General features: G+C 71.0%; 6 protein-coding genes. 4 read left to right on the plus strand and 2 right to left on the minus strand.

Translation table 11 applies throughout. The features are described 5' to 3' along the window. Genes AB4Y92_RS13330 through AB4Y92_RS13340 form a run of 3 tightly spaced genes read left to right on the plus strand, consistent with a single transcriptional unit; the run spans position 1 to position 18,088 of the window. Complete coding sequence (locus tag AB4Y92_RS13330; protein ID WP_441820091.1) at positions 1–15,597, plus strand: SDR family NAD(P)-dependent oxidoreductase; 15,597 nt, start codon at positions 1–3, stop codon at positions 15,595–15,597. Then, a complete protein-coding gene (locus tag AB4Y92_RS13335) occupies positions 15,579–16,358 on the plus strand; it encodes a hypothetical protein (protein WP_441820092.1) in 780 nt (259 codons plus the stop codon). The genes AB4Y92_RS13330 and AB4Y92_RS13335 overlap by 19 nt, the downstream gene beginning before the upstream one ends. Next, the gene (locus tag AB4Y92_RS13340) at positions 16,355–18,088 is read left to right on the plus strand and encodes an FAD-dependent monooxygenase (RefSeq protein WP_441820093.1); all 1,734 of its coding nucleotides are present in this window, start codon (positions 16,355–16,357) and stop codon (positions 18,086–18,088) included. The genes AB4Y92_RS13335 and AB4Y92_RS13340 overlap by 4 nt, the downstream gene beginning before the upstream one ends. 126 nt (positions 18,089–18,214) lie before the next feature. Here AB4Y92_RS13340 and AB4Y92_RS13345 read toward each other — a convergent pair whose 3' ends face one another. After that, a complete protein-coding gene (locus AB4Y92_RS13345) occupies positions 18,215–19,126 on the minus strand; it encodes a PhzF family phenazine biosynthesis isomerase (protein WP_441820094.1) in 912 nt (303 codons plus the stop codon). A 157-nt stretch (positions 19,127–19,283) separates the two neighbouring features. Next, positions 19,284–19,748: a DUF2513 domain-containing protein gene (locus AB4Y92_RS13350; RefSeq protein ID WP_441820095.1), complete on the minus strand. Its 465-nt coding sequence runs from the start codon at positions 19,746–19,748 to the stop codon at positions 19,284–19,286. Between the two features lie 869 nt (positions 19,749–20,617). On the opposite strand from AB4Y92_RS13350, the gene AB4Y92_RS13355 reads away from it, so the two are divergent. After that, positions 20,618–21,442, plus strand: coding sequence for an alpha/beta fold hydrolase (locus AB4Y92_RS13355; RefSeq protein ID WP_441820105.1), 825 nt, complete (start codon positions 20,618–20,620; stop codon positions 21,440–21,442). Positions 21,443–21,493: the final 51 nt, after the last annotated feature.

The raw sequence follows: 21,493 nt of genomic DNA on the forward strand, positions 1-21,493 counted from the left end.
ATGAATCGTTTTCGCTGTCATGTCGATGTGGGTTACGAAGATCTGATCCCGCGCGACCACCGGGTGCACGCCGTGCGGGTGGTGCCGGGGGTGACGTTCTTCGATCTGGTGCTGCGCGCCCTGCAGGCGCGCGGAATCGACGTGTGGCGCCTGGAACTGGCCGACGTGCTGTTCTCCGAGCCGGTGGCGGTCGATGCCGACCGCGGCCGGCGCGTCGCCTTGAGCGTGGAGCAGCGCTCGCCGCAGGAATGGTCGGTGCGCGCCAGCAGCCGCGTGGAAGGCGACGAGGACGCGCCGTGGCGGGAGAACTTCGCCTGCACGGCGCGTTTTACCGACGCGCCGGCGCCGCCGCCGGACACCTTACGCGCCGACGGCGAATCGCTGGACCTCGATGTCGCCTACGCCTATGCGCGCGAGGTCGGCATCGAACACTTCGCTTTCATGAAGGGCGAAGGCCGGATCGACTACGGCCCGCAACGGGTGATCGCGCACCTGGCGCCTAGCGCGTTGGCGCGCGAGCACGCGGAAACGTTTCTGTTGCATCCGGCCTGCCTGGACAGCGCCACCCTGGTGCCGTTCCTGGCCGCGGTGCGCGACGACGAGCGCGGCCCGCAGCCGTTCATTCCGATCCACGTGCGCAGCTTCCGCGCCTGGGCGCCGCTGCGCGGGCGTTGCGCGGTGGTGGTCGAGCGCGCGCGCTGCGTGGTTCAGGACGATGTGTTCCGCAGCGATATTTTGCTGTGCGATCCCGACACCGGTGCGTGTCTGGCGCGCTTCGAAGGATTGACCACCAAGCGCATTCGTTCGCCGCAGTTGCTGGAGCGTTTGCTGCGGCCGGCGGCCGCGATGGCGCGGGTCGCGTCGGGCGACAGTCCGCTCGCTGCGGCGTCGGCGATTACCGCGAATGCACAAGCAAACACGAGCGTCGAGATCGCGCCGGAAGCCCGCGAGCCGCAGGCTCTGGCCGAGCGCCTGATCCGCGAGCTGATCGCCGCCGAACTCGACGGCGCAGATTCCGGCGACGCCGAAACGGGTTTCTACGACCTGGGACTGGAGTCCTCGCACTTGCTGAGCATCAGCGCGCGGCTGGGCGAGCGCCTGGCGGTTTCGCTGTATCCCACGTTGCTGTTCGAGCACAGCTGCATCGGCGACCTGGCCGCGCATCTGGCGACGAACTACGCAGCGGCACTGGCGCAGAGCGTGCCGGCCGCGGCATCGACGCCGGTCGCGCCCGATCCGGCGCCGCCGTCCGCTGCAACACCGACGACACTTGCCGCGCCCGGCTACGCATCGCCTGCAGCGCACGACGCGCGCGGCGACGAGCCCATCGCCGTGATCGGATTGGCCGGCCGCTACGCCGACGCCGCCGACGTCGAATCGCTGTGGCACGACATCCTCGCGCCCGGCCGCGATTGCATCCGCGAGATTCCGCGCGAGCGCTGGGACGCCGAGCGCTGGTTCGACCCCGACCGCCGCCGCGAAGACCGCAGCTACGCCAAGTGGGGCAGCTTCCTGCCGGCGATCGACCGCTTCGATCCGGTCGCCTTCGCCATCTCGCCGCGCGAAGCCGATTTGATGGACCCGCAGGAGCGCTTGTTCCTGGAAACGGCCAGCGACACCTTCGGCGCCGCCGGTTACGCCGCGCGCGCCCTGGCCGGCACGCGCACGGGCGTGTTCGTCGGGGTGATGTGGCGCCAGTACGAGGCCCTGGGCCTGGAGCGCGCGGCGATGGGCGATGCCGGCGCGCTGCCGATGTCGTTCAGCGCGTCGGTCGCCAACCGCGTGTCGCACCACTTCGATCTGCGCGGCCCGAGCCTGGCGCTGGACAGCATGTGTTCGTCCTCGCTCAGCGCCTTGCATCTGGCCTGCGAGAGCCTGCGCCGCGGCGAGAGCGATCTGGCCCTGGCCGGCGGCGTCAATCTGATGGTGCATCCGAGCAAATACCTGTACCTGAGCCGGCAGCAGATGCTGGCCAGCGACGGCCGCTGCCGCAGCTTCGGCGACGGCGGCGACGGCTACGTGCCCGGCGAGGGCGTCGGCGCGGTGCTGCTCAAGCGTTTGTCGCAGGCCGAACGCGATGGCGACGCCATTCTCGGCGTGATCCGCGCCAGCGCGCTCAACCACGGCGGCCGCGCCGGCGGCTACACCGTGCCCGATCCGGACGCGCAGGCCGCGGTGGTGGCGGAGGCGATGAAGTCGGCCGGGCTGGCGGCCGATGCGATCGGTTACGTGGAAGCTCATGGCACCGGCACCTCGCTGGGCGATCCCATCGAAGTGCGCGGCCTGGAAAAAGCCTTCGCCGGTGAACGCAGCGACGCGGCGCGGCCGTGCGCGATCGGCTCGATCAAGTCCAACCTGGGGCATCTGGAAGCCGCGGCCGGCATCGCCGGGCTGACCAAGCTGCTGCTGCAATTGCGGCACCGGCGACTGGCGCCTTCGCTGCACGCGCAGCGGCTCAATGCGCATATCGATTTCGACCGCGCCGGATTCGCGGTGCAACGCGAGGGCGCGGACTGGGCGGCGGGCGCCGACGGATTGCGCCGCGCCGGTTTGAGTTCGTTCGGCGCCGGCGGCAGCAACGCGCACTTGATCGTGGAGGAATACGCGGCGCGCGCGAGGCCGGCCAGCACCGGCCCGCGCCTGATCGTGTTGTCGGCGCGCAGCCGCGCGCAACTCGACGGCGGCGCGGCGCGTTTGCGCGCGCATCTGGCGCGCGTGGCCGACAGCCGGCTGCAGCCGGATCTGGACAGCGTCGCGCACACTCTGATGAGCCGCGACGATGCGCACGGCGTGCGCGCGGCCATCGTCGTCGACAGTTTGGCGGCCTTGCGCGACGCGCTGGCGGACCTGGACGGCCCGTCGTGGCGGCGCGGCGAGCCCGGACGCCGTCGCGAAGCGGCGCGCGCGCTGGCGCCGGACGCGTCGCGCGATGCGCTGGAAACCTTGGCCCTGGCCTACGTCGATGGCGCCGGGCTGGCGCCGCAGACGCCGGCCGGCGCGGCTCCCGCGCAGCGGTGCGCGTTGCCGACCTGGCCGTTCCTGGGCCGCCGTTGCTGGTTGCCCGACGCCGCCGAGCACCCGCTGTTGGGCCGGCGCGTGCCGGCGCCGGACGGCGTCTGCTTCGAGCGTCAGTTGGCGCGCGAGGAAGCGTGGCTGGATCAACACCGCGTCGACGGCGCGCCGGCGTTGCCGGGGATCGGCGTGGCGCTGGCGATGCTCGCCGCGGCCGATGCGGCCGTGCCGGCCGCAAGCGCGACTGCGCCGCGGCACGCCTTGCGCGATCTGCGCTGGACCCGGCTGGCGGCCGCGCGCGAGGACGGCGATGCGCCGTGGTTGAGCGTGGAATGCGACGGCGCATCGCTGCGCGCGTCGTTCGACGGCGCGGCCTGCGCGCAGGCGCAGGCGGTGCCGCTGGATGCCGCGGCGCCGAGCTTGGCGGTGGATGCGATCCGCGCGCGCTGCCCGCGCACGCAGCCGGTCGAAGCCTGTTATCGCGCCTTGGCCGAGCGCGGCCTGCGCTACGGCCCGGACTTGCGCGGCCTGCGCCGGCTCGATCTGGGGCAGGACGAAGCCTTGGCCGAGGTCGTCGGCGGTGGCCCCGGCCTGCCGGCATCGCTGCTCGCCTTGGACAGCGCATTGCAGGCGGTGACGGCGTTGCTGGACGAAGACGGCGCGCCGCAGCGCTGGCGCCCGGCCGGCATCGCATCGATGACGCTGTGGGCGCATGCGCCCGAGCTGAGTCTTGCGCACCTGCGCGTGATCGAGCGTTCGCGTTCGCGCGTGCGTTTCGATATCGATCTGGCCGATGCGCAGGGCCAGGGATGGGCGAGCCTGCACGGCGTGGAATTGCGTCTGGCGGTGAGCGCAGCCGCGCGGCCGATCGCGGCCGCCGCGCCGCGCGACGACATCCGTTGCGTGGGTGAGCGTTGGGTCGATGAAACCGTCGCCATAGAAGGCGATGCGCCGGACGGCCCGGTGTTGGTGTTCGAGCGCGACGAGGCGCCGTTGGCCGATACATTGGCCGCGCGGATCGCCGCGCCGGTGATCGCAGTGCGCGCCGGCGCGCAGTTCGCGCGCCTGTCGGCGCAGCGCTACGCGATCCGCCCGGGACACGCCGACGACATCGCCGCGTTGCTGGCCGAACTGGACGCGCAGTCGCTGCGTCCGCGCGCGCTGGTGCATGCCTGGGCGCGCACGCTGGCCGATTCGACGCTGCAGCGCGAGCTCGACAGCGGCGCGCACACCTTGGTCGCCTGGTTCAACCGCTGGTTCGCGCGCCGGCCCACGCCGCTGCGCGTGCTGTACTTGCATCCGCCCGGCGAACCGGTGCACGCGGCCGTGGAGGGCCTGGCGCGCACCGCGGGGCGCGAGCATCCGGCGCTGGCGATGACGACGATCGAATTGGCCGCCACCGCCGACGCGGTCAGCGTGGCCGTCGCCGAGTTGGCCGCTGCGTCCGATCCGGCGCCGGTGCGCTGGCGCGACGGACGCCGCCAGCGTTTGCGCCGCTTCGAGGCGGCGGCGGTGGCCGCGGCCGTGGACGCACTGCGCCACGGCCGCGCCGGGCGCGACTGGTCGGCCTTGACCGGCGGCCGGCCGGCGCCGGTGTGTTTGATCAGCGGCGGCCTGGGCGGCCTGGGCCGGCATCTGTCGCGCGCGTTGGCGCACGAAGCCGGGGCGCGCGTGGTGCTGGCGGGCCGGCGCAGCGCGCAGGAAGTCGGCGCCGAGCTGGCCGAGTTGCGGAGGGAAGTACCCGCGCTGAGCTATCGGCAGGCCGATCTGAGCGACGAAGCGCAGGCGCGCGAATTGGTCGAAGCCATCGTGCGCGAGCACGGCGCGCTGGATGTGGTGGTGCATTCGGCCGGCGTCGTGCGCGACGGCCTGCTCAATCGCCTGGGCCGCGCCGACGTCGACGCGGTGTTGGCGGCGAAGGTCCACGGCGCGCTCGCGCTGGACCGCGCCACCCGCCATCTGCCGTTGTCGGCGTTCGTGGCGTTCTCCTCGGTGTCGGGCATGATCGGCAATCCGGGGCAGGCCGCTTACAGCTACGCCAACCGTTTCCTCGACCGTCTGGCCGAGAGCCGCGCCGAAGCGGTGGCGGCCGGTCGCGCGCACGGCCGCAGCTGGTCGATCGCCTGGCCGCTGTGGCGCGACGGCGGCATGCACGTGGATGCCGGCACCGAAGCCCTGCTCGAACGCAGCCTGGGCATGCGCCCGCTGCAGAGCGAAGACGGATTGGCCTGCCTGCATGCGGTCGGCGCGAGCGACGCGGCGCTGATCGGCTTCGTCGCCGGCGACTTGCCGCGCATCGACGCCGCGCTGGCCTTGCGCGCGGACGCGGCGCCGGCGCTTTCCTCGCCGGCACCGGCTGCGCGTGTACCAAGCGAGGCGCGTCGGCGGTTGTTGCGCGAACGCGTTTCCGCCTTGCTCATGCTCGATCCGGACGCGATCGATCTGGAGGCCGGCGCCGACGACCTCGGCCTGGACCCGACCCATCTGGCCACGCTCGCCAGCGATCTGCAGCCCAGCGCCACGGTGCGCCTGACCGCGTTGCGCATTCGCGATTTGCCGCGGTTGGGTGCGCTGGCCGATTTGCTAGAGCCCGAATCCGAATCCGCGCGTCGCGATGCCGAACCGGCGATGCCGGTGCGGCCCGACGACAGCGCCGCGGCGCAGGTGCGTAGCGACGCCTTGGCGACGATCCGGCGCAACGTCGCCGATCTGCTCGGCCTGGGCATCGACGAGGTCGATCCGGATGCGCCGCTGCGCGAGTTCGGCATCGATTCGATCACCATCATCGAACTGACCGAGCGCCTGGGCGCGGCGTTCGGCGTGACCCTGGCGCCGGCGGCGGTGTTCGAGCTCGAACGAGTCGCCGATCTGGTCGGCATGGTCGAGGCGGCGGGCGGCTTCGCGCGCGCCGTTGTCGCGACCGCGCCGCCGCGTGCGCAACCCGAGGCCGCCGCGGCCGCGCCGCAAGCGCCGACCGCAACGACGGCATTCGCCACGACATCAGTTGCGGCATCGGCGCCGACGCGCACCGCGCAACCCGCGTCGGCGCGCGCGGACGACATCGCCATCGTCGGCATGGCCGGGCGTTTCCCCGGCTCGCCCGATCTGGCCGGCTTCTGGCAGAACCTGGTCGAAGTGCGCGACCTGATCGGCGAGATTCCCGGCGACCGCTGGGACTGGCGCGCCATCGACGGCGACGCGCTGGCCGCGCCGGACCAGACCCGCGCGCGCTGGGGCGGCTTCATCGACGGCGTGGACCGTTTCGATGCCGAGTTCTTCCGCATCTCGCCCAAACAAGCCGAGTGGATGGACCCGCAGCACCGGCTGATGCTGGAAGCGACCTGGGCCGCGCTCGCCGATGCCGGTTGCGACCCCGAGGCGTTGCGCGGCAGCCGCACCGGCGTGTACATCGGTATCGGCACTACCGATTACCACGATCGCGCCAGAGCGCTGGCGGTGCCGGCGGAAGCGCAATCGGCGCTGGGCCGCGCGCACTCGCTGCTGCCCAATCGCATTTCCTATTTGCTGGACCTGCACGGCCCCAGCCTGCCGTTCGAAACCGCGTGTTCCAGTTCGTTGGTCGCGGTCGATCAGGCGGTCGCGGCGCTGCGGGCGGGGCGCTGCACGCTGGCGCTGGTCGGCGGCGTCAACCTGATGCTCGATCCTTATCTGAGCGTGTCTTTCGACCGCGCCGGCATGCTGTCGCCGCGCGGGCGCTGTCGCGCGTTCGACGCCGGCGCCGACGGCTATGTACGCGGAGAAGGGCTGGGCATGATCGTGCTCAAGCCGCTGCAACAAGCGCTGGCCGACGGCGATCGGATCCGCGCGGTCATCAAGGGCTGCGCGGTCAACCACGGCGGCGTCGCCCACGCCTTGACCGCGCCCAATCCGCGTTCGCAGGCGCGCTTGCTGGTCGATGCCTACCGCGATGCGCAGGTCGATCCGCTCAGCCTGGGCTATGTGGAAGCGCACGGCACCGGCACCGCGCTCGGCGATCCGATCGAAGTGCGCGGCCTGCTCGCCGCGCTGGACCAACTGCATCGCGAGCATGGGCGCGAACGCGCGCCGGAAGGGCACTGCGCGCTCGGATCGGTGAAGGCCAACATCGGCCATCTGGAAACCGCCGCCGGCATCGCCGGCCTGATCAAGACTGTGCTGTGCCTGGAGCAACGCACGATTCCCGGGCTGGCGCACTTTCGCGCGATCAATCCGCAGATCGACCTGGCCGGCACGGCGCTGCGCATCGCCGAGCGCACCCACGACTGGCCGGTGCCGCCCGACGGCGGCCCGCGCCGCGCCGGAGTGAGCTCGTTCGGTTTCGGCGGCAGCAACGCTCACGTGGTGTTGGAAGAGGCGCCCGCCGACCACCGCGCGCGTGTCGCGCCGCGGCCGGCGCCGGTGTTCACGCACGCCCGTTACTGGCTGGAGCCGGCGCCGCGCGAGCGCGCCGACGCCGCGCCGCAACGCACCGGGGCGGTGGCGAGCGACATCGCGATCGCGGCGCAAACCCAAGCCGCGCCCGCGATGGCCGCTTCGGCCGCGTCGCATGCGAGCGAAGCCAATGATGCGGCGCACGCGTCGGTGTTGGAGGAGCTGATCGCTCTGCTCTCGCGGGTGGCGAAAATCCCGCGCGAACGCATCGCCGTGGACGCGGATTTCGAGCGCTATGGCCTGGATTCGGTATTGATCCTGGAGTTGAACCACGCCCTGCGCGCGCGTTTCGGCGAGCTGCCGGTGACGGTGTTCTACAAGTACAAAACCCCGGCCGCGCTGGCCGGATTCCTGGTCCGGCACCGCTCCGTCGCCGCGCCGGTGCAGGCCGCACCGGCCGCTGACATCGCCGCGCAGGACTGCGGCGATGTCGCCGTGATCGGCGTCGCCGGCCGCTATCCCGGCGCGGCCACGCTCGATGCGCTGTGGGCGAATCTGCTGGAGGGCCGCCACGCCATCAGCGAGATTCCCGCCTCGCGCTGGGACTACCGGCGATACTTCGATCCCGAGCCCAAGCCGGGCCGGATGTATTGCAAGTGGGGCGGCTTCATCGACGACGTCGACCGCTTCGATGCGGGATTCTTCGGCGTCGCGCCGTGGCTGGCGCGCTACATGGACCCGCAGGAACGCCTGTTCCTGGAGCAGGCCTGGGCCTGCGTCGAGGACGCCGGTTACGCGCCCGCGTCGCTGGGCGCGGCCTCGGCCGACGGCGAACGGCGCGCGCCGGTAGGCGTGTTCGTCGGCGCCAGCTACAACGAATACGCCACCTTGGCCGCCGAAGCCAACGCCCTGAGCGGCGAGGGCGCGCCGTTCAACACGCAGAGCTTCTCCATCGCCAATCGGGTGTCGTACTGCCTGGGCCTGGGCGGGCCCAGCATGACCGTGGACACCGCCTGCTCGGCGTCGTTGAACGCGGTGCATCTGGCCTGCGAGAGCTTGCGCAGCGGCGCCTGCGAACTGGCCATCGCCGGCGGCGTCAATCTGTCGTTGCATCCGAACAAGTACCTGATGCTGTGCGCCAACCGTTTCGCCGCCTCCGACGGCCGTTGCCGCGCCTTCGGCGAAGGCGGGCAGGGCTACGTGCCGGGCGAGGGCGTCGGCGCGGTGCTGCTCAAGCCGCTCGCCGCCGCGCGCCGCGACGGCGATGCGATCCACGCGGTGATCCGCGGCAGCGCGGTCAATCACGACGGCAAGACCTTCGGCTACACGGTGCCCAATCCGGTCGCGCAGACCGAAGTGATCCGCGCGGCCTGGAAGCGTTCGGGCATCGATCCGCGCAGCATCGGCTACATCGAGGCGCACGGCACCGGCACCCACCTGGGCGACCCGATCGAGATCGCCGGCCTCAGCGACGCCTTCGCCAGCGATGAGCGCGATTTCTGCGCGATCGGTTCGGTCAAATCCAACATCGGCCAYCTGGAAGCCGCCGCCGGCATCGCCGCGCTGCACAAGGCGGTGCTGCAACTGCGCCACGCCACCCTGGTGCCGAGCCTGCTGCACGCCGAACGTCTCAATCCGGCCATCGCCTTCGACGACACGCCGTTCCGGGTGCAGACCGAACTCGCGCCGTGGACCGCGGCCGGCGACCGGCCGCTGCGCGCCGGCGTCAGCAGTTTCGGCGCCGGCGGCGTCAATGCGCATGTGTTGCTCGAACAGTGGCGGGCGCCCGCGCGCGCGGACCTCGCGAGCGACGCGGGGCCGGTGCTGGTGCCGCTGTCGGCGCGCGACGGCGAGCGTCTGGCGGCATCCGCCGAACGTCTGCTTGAGCGCCTGGAGCAAGGACTCGGCGGCGACGCGCAGTCTTTGCACGATCTGGCCTTCACCTTGCAGGCCGGACGCGAAGCCTTCGCCTCGCGGCTGGCGATCGTCGCCAGCGACGCGGACGAACTGGCGCGCGGTCTGCGCCGTTTCCTTGCGCAGGCCGATTCCGATCCGGCCGCCGGCGTGTTCGTCGGTCATGCCTCGGCGCCGCAGCCGGGCGATGCGGCGGCATTGAACGATGCGTTCGCGCGCGGCGCGCTGGCGCCGCTGGCGCAGGCCTGGGTCGAAGGCTGCGACTGGCCGTGGGCGAGCGCGCATGCGCCCGGCGCGCGCCGGCGCCTGCACTTGCCGACCTATCCCTTCGCCGGCGAGCGCTATTGGATCGAACCCGCGCCGGCGCTCGCCGCCGCCGCGGTCGCAGCGCCGGTCGCGGCGGTCAGTGCGCTGGACGAAGCGCTGGCCGAGTTCCGCGCCGCGGTGCCGGCCGCGCGCGCCGCCGCGTGCGAGCGGCTGGTCGCCACGGTGGTGGCCGACGTGCTGCAGTTCGAACGCGGCCGCCTGCCCGATCCGCAGCTGGGATTGTTCGCGATGGGCATGGAGTCGGTGCAGAGCGCGCAGCTGGTGACGCGGCTGGAGCAGGCGCTGGACCTGACGCTCTATCCGACCCTGGTGTTCGATTGCCCGAGCATCCGCGACCTGGCGCGCGAACTGATCGACCGCGTCGCCGCTGAACCCGAGCGCGCGGTCGCGGCGCCGGCGTTGGCGGTTGCGGCGCATGAACTCGTGCTGGCCGCTCCGCACTGGCAATCCGCGCCGCCGTCGCAAGCGGCGTTGATGCCGCGCGATTGCGTGGCGCTGGCGCTGGACCCGCCGTTGCGCGCGCAGTTGGCGCAGCGTCTCGACGTACACGATGGAGACGCGCTGGAAGCGCTGCTGGCCGATGCGACTGCGGCGCCGCTGCTGATCGCCGACGGCCGTCTGCTGGACCCGGCACCGGACGCCTTCGCGCATGCCTTCGCCTTGGCCAAGCGTTTGCTGCACGGCAAGCGCGCGGTGGAGTGGGTGATGCCGCATGCGCTCGACCGTGACGGCGAGAGCACGCCGGACGCGCGCGGATTGAGCGCGTTCGCGCGATCGCTGGCGATGGAAGCGCCGCGCGTGCGCCTGCGTTTGCTCGGTGTGGAGGACGGTGCCCCGGCCGCGACGTTGGCCGAACACGTGTTGGCCGAGGCCGCGCACGCGCACTACGAGCCGGAAGTGCGCTATCGCGACGACCGCCGCGAACGGCGCGTGCTGATCGAACGCGCGCAGGCGCTGCCCGCCGCGGATTGGACGGACGGCGCCGTGGTGCTGGTGTCCGGCGGCCTGGGCGGATTGGGCCTGAAAGTGGCCGAGCGCCTGGGACGCGGCGGCGCGCGCTTGGCGCTGCTGGCGCGGTCCGCGCCGACGCCGGCCCAGCGTCAGCGCCTGGACGCGCTGGCGGCGGCGGGCGTGGAAACGGTTTGCGTGCGCGGCGACGTGTCGGTGCGCGCGGAGGTGGACGCGGCGGTCGCCGAGGTGCGCGCGCGCTTCGGCCGCCTGGACGCGGTGGTGCATGCCGCGGGCTGCCTGCGCGACGGGTTGTTGATGGGCAAGAGTGCGGCCGCAGCCAACGAGGTGTTGTCGCCCAAGCTGGACGGTTGCCGGCATCTGGACGAAGCCACCGCGCAACTGCCGTTGCGTTGCTTCGCTGTGTTCGCTTCCACCGCCGGCCTGACCGGCAACATCGGCCAGACCGACTATGCCTTCGCCAACGCGTGGCTGGACGGATTCGCGCACGAACGCGCGCGCGCCGCGGCGGCCGGGCGCCGCCACGGACGCACGCTGGCGTTCGATTGGCCGTTGTGGGCCGACGGCGGCATGCAGGTGAGCGAGGATTCGCTGGCCTTCATGGCGCATCGCGCCGGTTTCGCGCCGATGCCGGACGAGACCGGGTTGCCCTTGTTCGAACGAGCGCTGGCCGCGGGAGAAGGCCAATACGCAGTCTTCCACGGCGACGGCGCGCGCATCCGCGCGCAGTTCCTCGCAGCGGCAGACGCCGCGCCGGTTGTGCACGAACCCGCGCCGTCGCACGCGGACGATCCGGAAGACGCCATCGCCATCGTCGGCATGGCCTGCCGCTTTCCCGGCGGCTGCGATTCGCCCGAGGCGCTGTGGACCTTGTTGGAAGAAGGCCGCGACGCGATCGGCCCGGCGCCGGCGCCGCGTTGGTCGCGGGTGCCGGTGGAAACCGGCGCCGACGGCGACGACGGCCTGCGCGACGGCGGTTTTCTCGCTGAAGACCCGGCTTTGTTCGACGCCGGTCTGTTCGGCATCTCCCCGCGCGAAGCCGCCGAGATGGATCCGCAGCAACGCATGCTGTTGGAAGTGGCGTGGCACGCGCTGGAGGATTCGGGCATCGCCGCCGATGCGCTGGCGGGCAGCGACACCGGCGTGTTCGTCGGCATCACCGGCTCGGAGTACGGCCAGTTGCCGCGCGCCGCCGATGCGCTGAGCGGTTACACGGTGACCGGCGTGGCGCCCAACATCGCCGCCGGCCGCGTGGCCCGCGCGCTCGGCGCGCACGGGCCGGCGTTGACAGTGGACACCGCCTGTTCGTCTTCGCTGATGGCGGTGCATCTGGCGCGGCAAAGCCTGCTGCGCGGCGAGAGCTCGCTGGCGCTGGCGGCCGGAGTGAATCTGCTGCTGTCGCCGGCGACGTTCCTGGCGCTGGCGCGGATGGGCGCGCTGGCGCCGGACGGACGTTGCAAGACTTTCGCCGCGAGCGCGGACGGCTACGGGCGCGGCGAAGGTTGCGGCGTGGTGGTGCTGGAGCGTTTGGCCGACGCGCGGCGCAACGGCCGCCGCGTGCTGGCGGTGATCCGCGGCTCGGCGGTCAATCACGACGGCGCCAGCAGCGGCCTGACCGTGCCCAACGGGCGCGCGCAGATGCGCCTGCTGGAACGCGCGCTGGCCGATGCGCGGCTGGACCCGGCGCAAGTGGACGCGGTCGAGGCGCACGGCACCGGAACGCCGCTGGGCGATCCGATCGAACTGCGCGCGATCGCCGAGGTGTACGGCCGCCGTCCCGACCGGCCGGCGTTGGCGGTGGGCGCGGTGAAGGCCAATCTCGGCCATCTGGAGGCCGCCGCCGGCATCGCCGGCCTGATCAAGGCGGTGCAGTGCGTGCGCCACGGCCGCATGCCGGCGCAGCCGCGCCTGGACGCGGCGGGAATGAATCCGCGGATCGCCTTGCCGGAATCGGTGGGCGTGGCCTTGGCTGGGCGCGAGCCGGCGTCGGTGCGGATCGTCGGCGTCAGCGCGTTCGGGTTCTCCGGCACCAATGTGCACGTGCTGGTCGGCGGCGATGCGCCGGCGCCGGTGGTGGCGACGGTGACGCGTCAGCGCGCAGGCGAACGCCTGTTGTGTCTGTCCGCCGCCAGCCCCGCGGCGTTGACCACATTGGCGGCGCGCTGGCGCGAACGCATCGCCGTGGCCGATACGGACGAACTGGACGGCTTGTGCGCCGCCAGCGTGAGCGCGCGTGCGCGTTTGCGCCACCGCGCGGCGGTGGTGGGGCCCGATGCGGATTCGCTGGCGCAGGCCCTGGACGCATTGGCGCACGGCCGCGATCACGCATGCGCATGGCGCAGCGGCGAGAGCGGGGCCGACGACGCGCCCACGGTCGCGCTGTGGGTACCCGATGCCTTGGCGGCGATGGACACGGCCGAGGCCTTGGCCGCGCTGGATGCAGACTTGGCCGCCACACTGGCGCAGCGGCGCGAACGCACGACCGCGCAGCCGCGCGCGGCCGGCTTCGCCGAAGCCAGCATCGTGGTCGAGGCGCTGCGTGGTTGCGGCGTGCGGCCCGCGCGTGTGCTGGCGCGCGGACGCATGTTGGCGTTCGCGGCCTGGGCGGCGGGACTGCTCGACTTCGACGATGCGGTCGCCCTGGCTGCCGACGAAGGCGCGCAGGTGCGCTGGCGCGAAGCGGATGCGGCGTTGATCGATCTGACCGGCGAACGCGCGCTGCAAGCCGCGGATGTGAGCGCGGCATTGCGTGCGGCGGTCGATACCGCGACCGCGCCGTGCTTCGATGTCGGCGCGATGGGCGTGGTCGTCGGCCTGGGAGCGACGGAAGCGGCCGGCGTCTGGCCGTTGAGCACGCCGGCCGGTTTGGCCGCCGCATTGGCCGCGCTGCATGTCGGCGGCGCGCGCATCGATCGCGCCGATTGGCTGGGTGCAGTTGGCGCGACCCGCGATGTGCCGAAGTACCCGATGCAACGGCGCGCGTACTGGATCGCCGGCGCGCCGTCGGCGGCGACCGGCAAGGAACTGGATGCAACACCGGCGCCATCGCGCGCCGACGCCGACTCGCCGCTCGACCCCATCGACGCGCAACGCGAAGGATCGCGGCGCATCCTGCGCTATCGCCTGTCGCATGCGCGTCTGCCGGATCTGGCCGACAACCACGGCGTGCTCCACATCGGCCAGTACCTGGAGCTGTTGCTGCGCGCCGCGCGAACCGAGTTCGGCTTCGACGGCGTGAGCCTAGACGAAGTCGAGTTCCGCAACGCATTGCGCCTGACGACCGATGAGCAGCGCGAGTTGACGCTGACGCTGGAAGACGAAAGTTCCGCGCTGCGCTGGTCGCTGAGCAGTTCAGGCGGCCCGGTGCACGCCTGTGGCCGCTTGCGCGCCTTGACGCAGGATCAGGCGCCGCCGGCGCAAGCGGTGCAGCTGACCGGCGATCAGATGTCGGACCGCGCCGCCTTCTACGCGCGCATGACGCAGTTGAGTTTCGATCTCGGCCCCAGCGTGCGCTGGGTCGAGCAAGTCGCCGTCAGCGCGGGCGAGGCCTGCGCGCGATTCGCCGCCGACCCGGCGTTGAGCGCGGCTTCGGCGGCGGACGTGCGGGCCTTGGGGTTCCACCCCGGCGTGCTCGATGCCGGCGCGCAGTTGGTGGCGGCCGCGGCGGCGCAGACCCTGGCCGACGGCACCCGCTTCATGGTGGTCGGCATGGACGAGGTGCGGATTCCGCCACCGTCCAATGATGCGGCGCCGCCGGTGCGCGGCCGCTTGCGGCTGTTGCCCGAACGCGACGGCCTGTTGTGCGCGTCGCTGGCGCTGTACGACGCGCGCGAACGCTGCGTGCTCGCGATCGACAGCCTGCGCCTGCGCCGGCTGGCCGCACGCGACGTGGCCCGCATCGACGGTGCGCGCTCGCCGGCCCGCATCGCCGGCGATGCGCGCGCGTTCGTGCGCGAACGCGTCGCCGCCGCGCTGGACATGGATGCCGGCGAACTGCACGCCAGCGTGCCGCTGCGCGAGATGGGGATCGACTCCATCGTCGGCTTGGGGCTGGTGCGCGAATTGAGTGACGGCCTGGGCGTGGACGTGCCGGCGGAGTTGTTGCTGGCCGGTCCCAGCATCGACGCGTTGCTGGCGCAACTGCGATTGCCGCCCGCCGGGAAAACCTCCGCGCCGGGCCGCTGGTTCGAAGGCGTGGTGCGGCGCGCGCAGCCGCGCGCGCGGCTGCTGTGCCTGCCGTTCGGCGCGGGCAGCGCGTCGGCGTATCGGCGTTGGTCGATGCTGGACCCGTCGATCGAGGTCTGGCCGGTGCAACTGCCCGGACGCGAGACGCGCATCGGCGAGCGCCCCTTCGACGACATGGAAGCGTTGCTGGACGCGCTGGACGCCGAGCTGCCGCATGAGCCGGGTTTGCCGCTGGCGTTGTACGGACAAAGCATGGGCGGATTGATCGCGTTCGAACTGGCGCGCCGTCTGCAGCGCCAGGGCCGCGCGCCCGCGCATGTATTCATCGGCGGCTTGTCCGCGCCCGATGCCCGGCCCAATCCGTATCTGGCGGCGTTGCGGGCGCGATTGCGCGCGCGCGGCCTGGACGACCTGCCGTCGCCCGCCAGCGCGCACGTGCCCGACGCGTTCTGGCAGGTGTTCCGCGAAACGCCGGAAGCGGCGGGGCAGAGCTTCGAACACCTGCGTCCGATCCTGCCGATGGTGCTGGCCGACCTGGCCCTGGTCGATCGCTACCGTTACCGCGCCGAGCCGGCCCTGGATGTTCCGATCACCGTGTTGCACGGCCTGCACGACGACCGCGTGCCGCCCGAGTCGCTGGCCGGCTGGTCGGCGCTGACCCGCGCGCCGGTGCGGCAGGTGGACATCGACGGCGACCACTTCTTCATTCAAGACGAACGCGCGCTGCCCGCGGTCGCGACGGCCATCGCCGCCGCGCTGCTCGGCGCCCCCGACCTCCACCCGGACTTGCGAGAGACGACATGTCACGCCTCCATCTGATCGAATTCAACGACGAACCCTGGACTCCGGAACCGCTGCGCCGGACCGTGGTGGAGTTCCTCCATCACATGGCCGCCGAGCTGAACATGTATCGGCCCGGCTTCGAGCGCATCGCCGCGTTGCTGGAGCAAAGCGGCGGGCGCACCGTGCAGCTGCTGTGCGCCGGCGGCGGCGGCGGCGCGCAGCAACTGGTGCGCGCGCTCGGGCCGCAAGCGCGGGTGCTGCTGTCGGATCGCTATCCCGATACCGCCGCTTACGCCGCGCTGGAACGCGAAGACCCGCGCATCGGCCACATCGCCGCGCCGGTGGATGTGCGCGACGTGCCGCCTGAACTCACCGGGCCGCGGGTGATCATCAACGCCGCGCACCATCTGCGCCCGCAGGAGTTGCAAGCGGTGCTGGCCGACGCGGTCGGCAAGCGCCAGCCAATCGTGCTGATCGAGCCGGTGCAGCGCGAGTGGATTCCGACCCTGCGTTTCCTGTTGTTGGCGCCGCTGCTGTGCGTGGCGATGAGCCTGGGCTGGATCCGCCCGCTCAGCCTGCGCCGCACCCTGCTGGGCGTGTTGCTGCCTGTCGGCACGGCGGCGTTCTTGTTCGACGGCGTGGTCTCGCACCTGCGCGCGTACTCGCTGGACGAATGGCGCGCGCTGGTCGCCGGGCTCGACGGCGGCGGCGATTTCGATTGGGACATCGGCCAGATGCCCGGCGCGCTGGGCTCCAAGCTCAACGTCTTGGTCGGCACGCCGCGGGAGGCCGCATGAGCCGGCCCGAACGCGAGTTCGATTGCGATGTGCTGATCGCCGGAGCGGGGCCGGTCGGCATGACCCTGGCGCTGGCCTTGCAGCAGGCCGGCGTCGACTTCCGCATCGTCGATCGGGCCGAGGGATTTTCCGGCGAATCCAAGGCGATCACGCTGCAGCCGCGCACCTTGGAGCAACTGCACCTGCTCGGCGCGGCGCAGCGGCTGGTGGACGCCGGCCTGCCGAGCGGCGTGATGCACATGCACGACGGGCGCCGACGCATGACCACGCTGCGTTACGACCGCTTGCCCACGCCGTTTCCGTACTACCTGCATCTGCATCAGGGCGAGACCGAGCGTCTGCTCGCCGACCTGCTGGCCGAACGCGGCGTAAGCATCGAGCGCGGCCAGGAGCTGACCGGGTTCCGCATCGGCGCGGCCGATGAGGGCGCGTCAGTCGAAGGCGTGGAAGTCGACCTGGACGACGGCCGCGGCGCGCCGCGCCGCTTGCGCTGCCGTTATCTGGTCGGCTGCGACGGCGGCCGCAGCCGCGTGCGCGCACAGCTGGGCGTCGAGTTTTCCGGCGAGCGCCACGGCGATCACTGGATCATGGCCGATGCGCGGATCGACGGCTTCGATCTTGCGCCCGACGAACGCCACGGCTTCATGCTGGAGACCTATCCGTTCGTGATTCTGCCGATGCGCGAGGGCTATTTCCGCATCATCGCCGCGCGCCCGGCCGATTCGGATCGACTGGGGCAAGATCCGGATCTGGCCGAATTCGAGGCGATCGCGAAAGGCCTGGGCTTCGGTCATTGGCGCTTGCACTCGCCGCTGTGGCTTACCCACTATCGCCCCAGCCAGTTCATCGCCTCGCGATTCCGCCGCGGGCCGGTGTTTCTGGCCGGCGACGCGGCGCACGTCAACACGCCGATCGCCGCGCAAGGGCTCAACACCGGCGTGATGGACGCGGCCAATCTGGCGTGGAAACTCAGTTGGGTGCTGCGCCACGGCGGCGCCGACCGGTTGCTGGACAGCTACCACGACGAGCGCCATCCCGCGGTGCTGAAAATGTTCCATGCCAACAACCGCCTCACCCGCATGGTGTTCGGCCGCCATCGGCTGCTGCGCAAACTGGCGCGGCGGCAGTTGCGCCTGCTGCAACTGGCGCCGTTGAACCTGCGCAATACCAGCGGCAGCGCGCAGTTGGCCGTGGCCTATCGCGACAGCCCCGTCACTGTCGCCGAGCCGGGCGCCGGCATGCTGGCCCGCCTGCGCGCGCGCCTGGGCGGTGCGCCGGGCATCGGCGACCGCGCACCGTGCCCATCCTTGGCCGCGCCGCGTCCCGGCGCCGCCAACCTGTACGACCTGCTCGATCCGGTCCTGCACACGCTGCTGGTGTTCGACGGCCGTGACGGCGCGCAGGACCCCTGGGCTTCGCAGGTGATCCGCACCCATGCAGGTTGGTTGCAGGTGCTGCGTTTCCGTCCTGGCGACAACGTCACCATTAAAGACGCCTTGCCCGACCCGGGCAGTGCGATCGCGGCTGCGTTCGGCCTCGCCGACGGCGGCGCGGCGCTGTTGCGGCCCGACGCCTACATCGCCGCGCGCTTCGAGCTCGGCGACAACCAGGCGTTGCGCCACTACCTGGACCTGCTCGGCGGCGTGGGCCAGGCCGAAGCGACGGCGAACCGCGAACGCACCGACCTGCCGGGCGTGCGCTGGCATCCGCCGTCGGCTGCGCGATCCTGAGCGCTTTGCGATGGTGGCGGCCGGCAGAGCGAGCTGCTTCTGTCGCAGGGGTGGAGGAAAGCGAACCGAAGGCCAGCACGGCAGCTCCTGCACAGACATGCGCGATAACGGCACGACCCACAGCCGTCAGAACGTGCGCGGCAAGGTCGCCTGGAAGCAGGTCACCGCGTCGCCCTCGATGCGCACGCCGCTGGGTTCGCCGCCTTCGACCCGGACGGTCACGTCCATGTGGCCGGCACGGCCGTTGCCGGCTCGCTGGCGTGCGCGGAACCGTGCGACACCGTCGCGGGCCTCCAGCAGGCCGTGCTTGACCAGGTAGGCGCCGAGCGGCCCGTTGGCGTTGCCGGTGACCGGGTCTTCGGCGATGCCGATGGCCGGCGCGAACATGCGGCCATGGGTCAGAGCATCGTCGCCGTCTTCGCGGTCCAGGCTGAAGACGAAGAAGCCCTTCGCGCCGACCTCGGGGCCGAGTGCGATCAGGCGCGCGGCATCGGGCACCAGCGCCTGCAATTGCCGGCGCTCGCGCAGGCCGATCAGCAGCTTGCCGTGGCCGGTCGAGACGAACTGCAGCGGACAGCGCGGGTCGAGGGCGTCAGCGCCGACGCCGAGGGCCGCCGCGACTTCCGCGGCGAGCGCGGGCGACAGTTCCGGCTCGAAGCTCGGCCGGTTCTGTTCGATAGCGATACGAAAGCTGTCGCCGCTGCGCAGGGTTTCGATGACCTGGATGCCGGCGCCGGTCAGCTGGCGACAAGGCTGCCCCGGCAATCCGCGCTCGAGGGCGAGGACGAAATGGGCGGAGACGGTGGCATGGCCGCAGACCGGCACTTCGGTGGTCGGAGTGAAGAAGCGCACGCGCACGTCGTGGTCGGCCGCTTCGGCGGGCAGGATGAAGGCGGTCTCGGAGTTGTTGAGTTCGCGCGCGATCAACTGCATGTGTTCGTCGCTGAGCCCCTCGGCATTGGCGACCACCCCGGCCGGGTTGCCCTGGTAGCGCTGCCGGGTGAAGGCGTCGATCTGATACACACGCAAGTCGGTCATGGCGGGCTCGGCTCCGGTAGCGGACTGCGCATCCTAAGCGGAGGCCGCGATCAGTTCCACGGCGGCCGCCGAATCGCTGCGTTCCAAGCCGGTCCGTCGTATCGTGCTTAACCAGACGCGCGCCAGCGCACTATCTCGCAAGATGCCCGATGCGAACTCATGATGACCTGCCGATACGCCGGCAAGAGCGGCAAAGATTGTTCGGCGTATAGATAAAGTCGGCGCGATGCGAACTCTGAATCTCCGCGGCATGGGGCCCTGCGTCCCAGGATGGCTTGGCGTACCCGAATAACAGGGTCACAGCCGCTTTCACCGTTTCAATCGTGATCTGCTTTTCCGAATCGGCCAGGAACGCTTTGACTTTCCCCCAGCGGGTTTCGTCGCCGATCGCCTCGATGAAGTCGTGCCCCGCCCAGGTCAGGCGCGTCAACATGACCGCCGTGGGAACTTCGACGGCACGGTTCGAGTCGTCCACGAAGCAACCATCCACCAAGCCTTCGTTGATGAGCAGAAGCTGGTGATAGCGCAGCTCGTCTTGCGAGTATCCGTCGATGAGGCGGTGCGAGATGCACGCCTCCACGGCCAGCAGCACTTTGCGAATCAACTCCATGTCCCGGCGCATAGTGACTCCCTCTGGTGGTTGAGCGGGAGCGGTACGTTCGGTCGATGCGCTGCTCCCTGCGCGTCCATCGCATCGAGAGGTTCAGAAACATTCGTTCGGGCACGACATGATGGGGGCGGTCACCATCGATCCATATCGCCATTTGCGCGTCAGCGGGACTGCATGGCATCGACGATACTCAGGCCCAATAGGCGAAACCCGCACTTTTGTCACCTTTCCCTCGCGGCCGCGCGGAAATGCGAACGTGTCGATGTTCTCGACCCACACAGCGTCATAGTGCGCGGACGAACGCCAAGCCGGGTCAGTCCGCATTCGCGTTTCCGACCGGCCATGGGAGGCAGTGGACACGGGCACAAAGACGCTCCGGCCACGGATATGTTTCCGAGATCCGGCACGGACCTGCATGCGCCGAAAACCCGGCATCCAATCGCGCCCGGCCTCGAGCGACGATTACCAAGCCGATGGGCGGCGACGGACGCCCAAGCGATCGGCGTGGCGATTGGTGCTCAGATCCGGAGCATCAATGTAGCCCTCGATGCATCAATGCATCGGGTCGGCGCACCGCGCATGCATTGATGCACCGAGGTCAACATCGTGCGGCCTCGCGCCATCTACCATCTTGAAGGCGGGCTTCCTATCGTGGTCTGGTCATCCACGCTCTCCGAGGCATCGCCCCGATGCGCAAGCCACCTCCCCCTGAACCTGCCGGCCGCCGCGCCATCTCCGTCGCTCCCCCTTTCGACGCCGATCGCCGGCGGCTGCTCGCATCGGGCCTCGGTGCCGCGGCGATGACCATGCTTCCCCTATCCATCACCCAGGCCGGGATCGGTGGCGCCTTAGCTACCGCTGCCTCCACGAGGAACAACGACATGCAATCGATCACCACCCGAGACGGTACCGAAATCTTCTACAAGGACTGGGGTTCCGGTCAGCCCGTCGTGTTCCACCACGGCTGGCCGCTTTCCAGCGACGACTGGGACGCGCAAATGCTGTTCTTTCTCGGCCAGGGCTACCGCGTTGTCGCCCACGACCGGCGAGGTCATGGGCGTTCCAGCCAGACGGCGACCGGCAACGACATGGATACTTATGCCGCCGACGTCGCGGCGCTGGCCGAGCATTTGAATCTGCGCGACGCCATTCACGTCGGGCACTCGACCGGCGGCGGCGAAGCGGCGCGCTATGTCGCCCGTCACGGCGCAGGCCGCGTGGCCAAGCTGGTATTGATCGGCGCGGTGCCGCCGTTGATGCTGAAGACCGCCGCCAATCCGGGCGGCCTGCCGCTGGAAGTGTTCGACGGCATGCGCAAGAACCTGGCCGCCAACCGCTCCGCCTTCTACTGGGATTTTCCCGTGCCTTTCTACGGATTCAATCGTCCCGGGCAGCCGTTGTCCGAACCGGTGCGCATGAACTGGTGGCGTCAGGGCATGATCGGCGGGGCCAAGGCCCACTACGACTGCATTGCGGCGTTCTCGGAAACGGATTTCACCGAAGACCTGAAGCGCATCGACGTGCCGACCCTTGTGATGCACGGCGACGACGACCAGATCGTGCCGATCGCGGATTCGGCGAAGCTTTCGTACAAGTTGCTGCGTAACGCCAAGCTGAAGATCTACGAGGGATTCCCGCACGGCATGTGCACGACGCACGCCGACGTCATCAATCGCGACTTGCTCGCGTTCTTCCGCGGCGCTTGACGTCTCGGGCGGATTATCCCGGCGACCGTCATGCCTGTCGCACGCGCCTTC

Source organism: Lysobacter sp. TAB13, from assembly GCF_052113885.1.
GTDB classification, from domain to species: Bacteria; Pseudomonadota; Gammaproteobacteria; order Xanthomonadales; family Xanthomonadaceae; genus Lysobacter; species Lysobacter gummosus.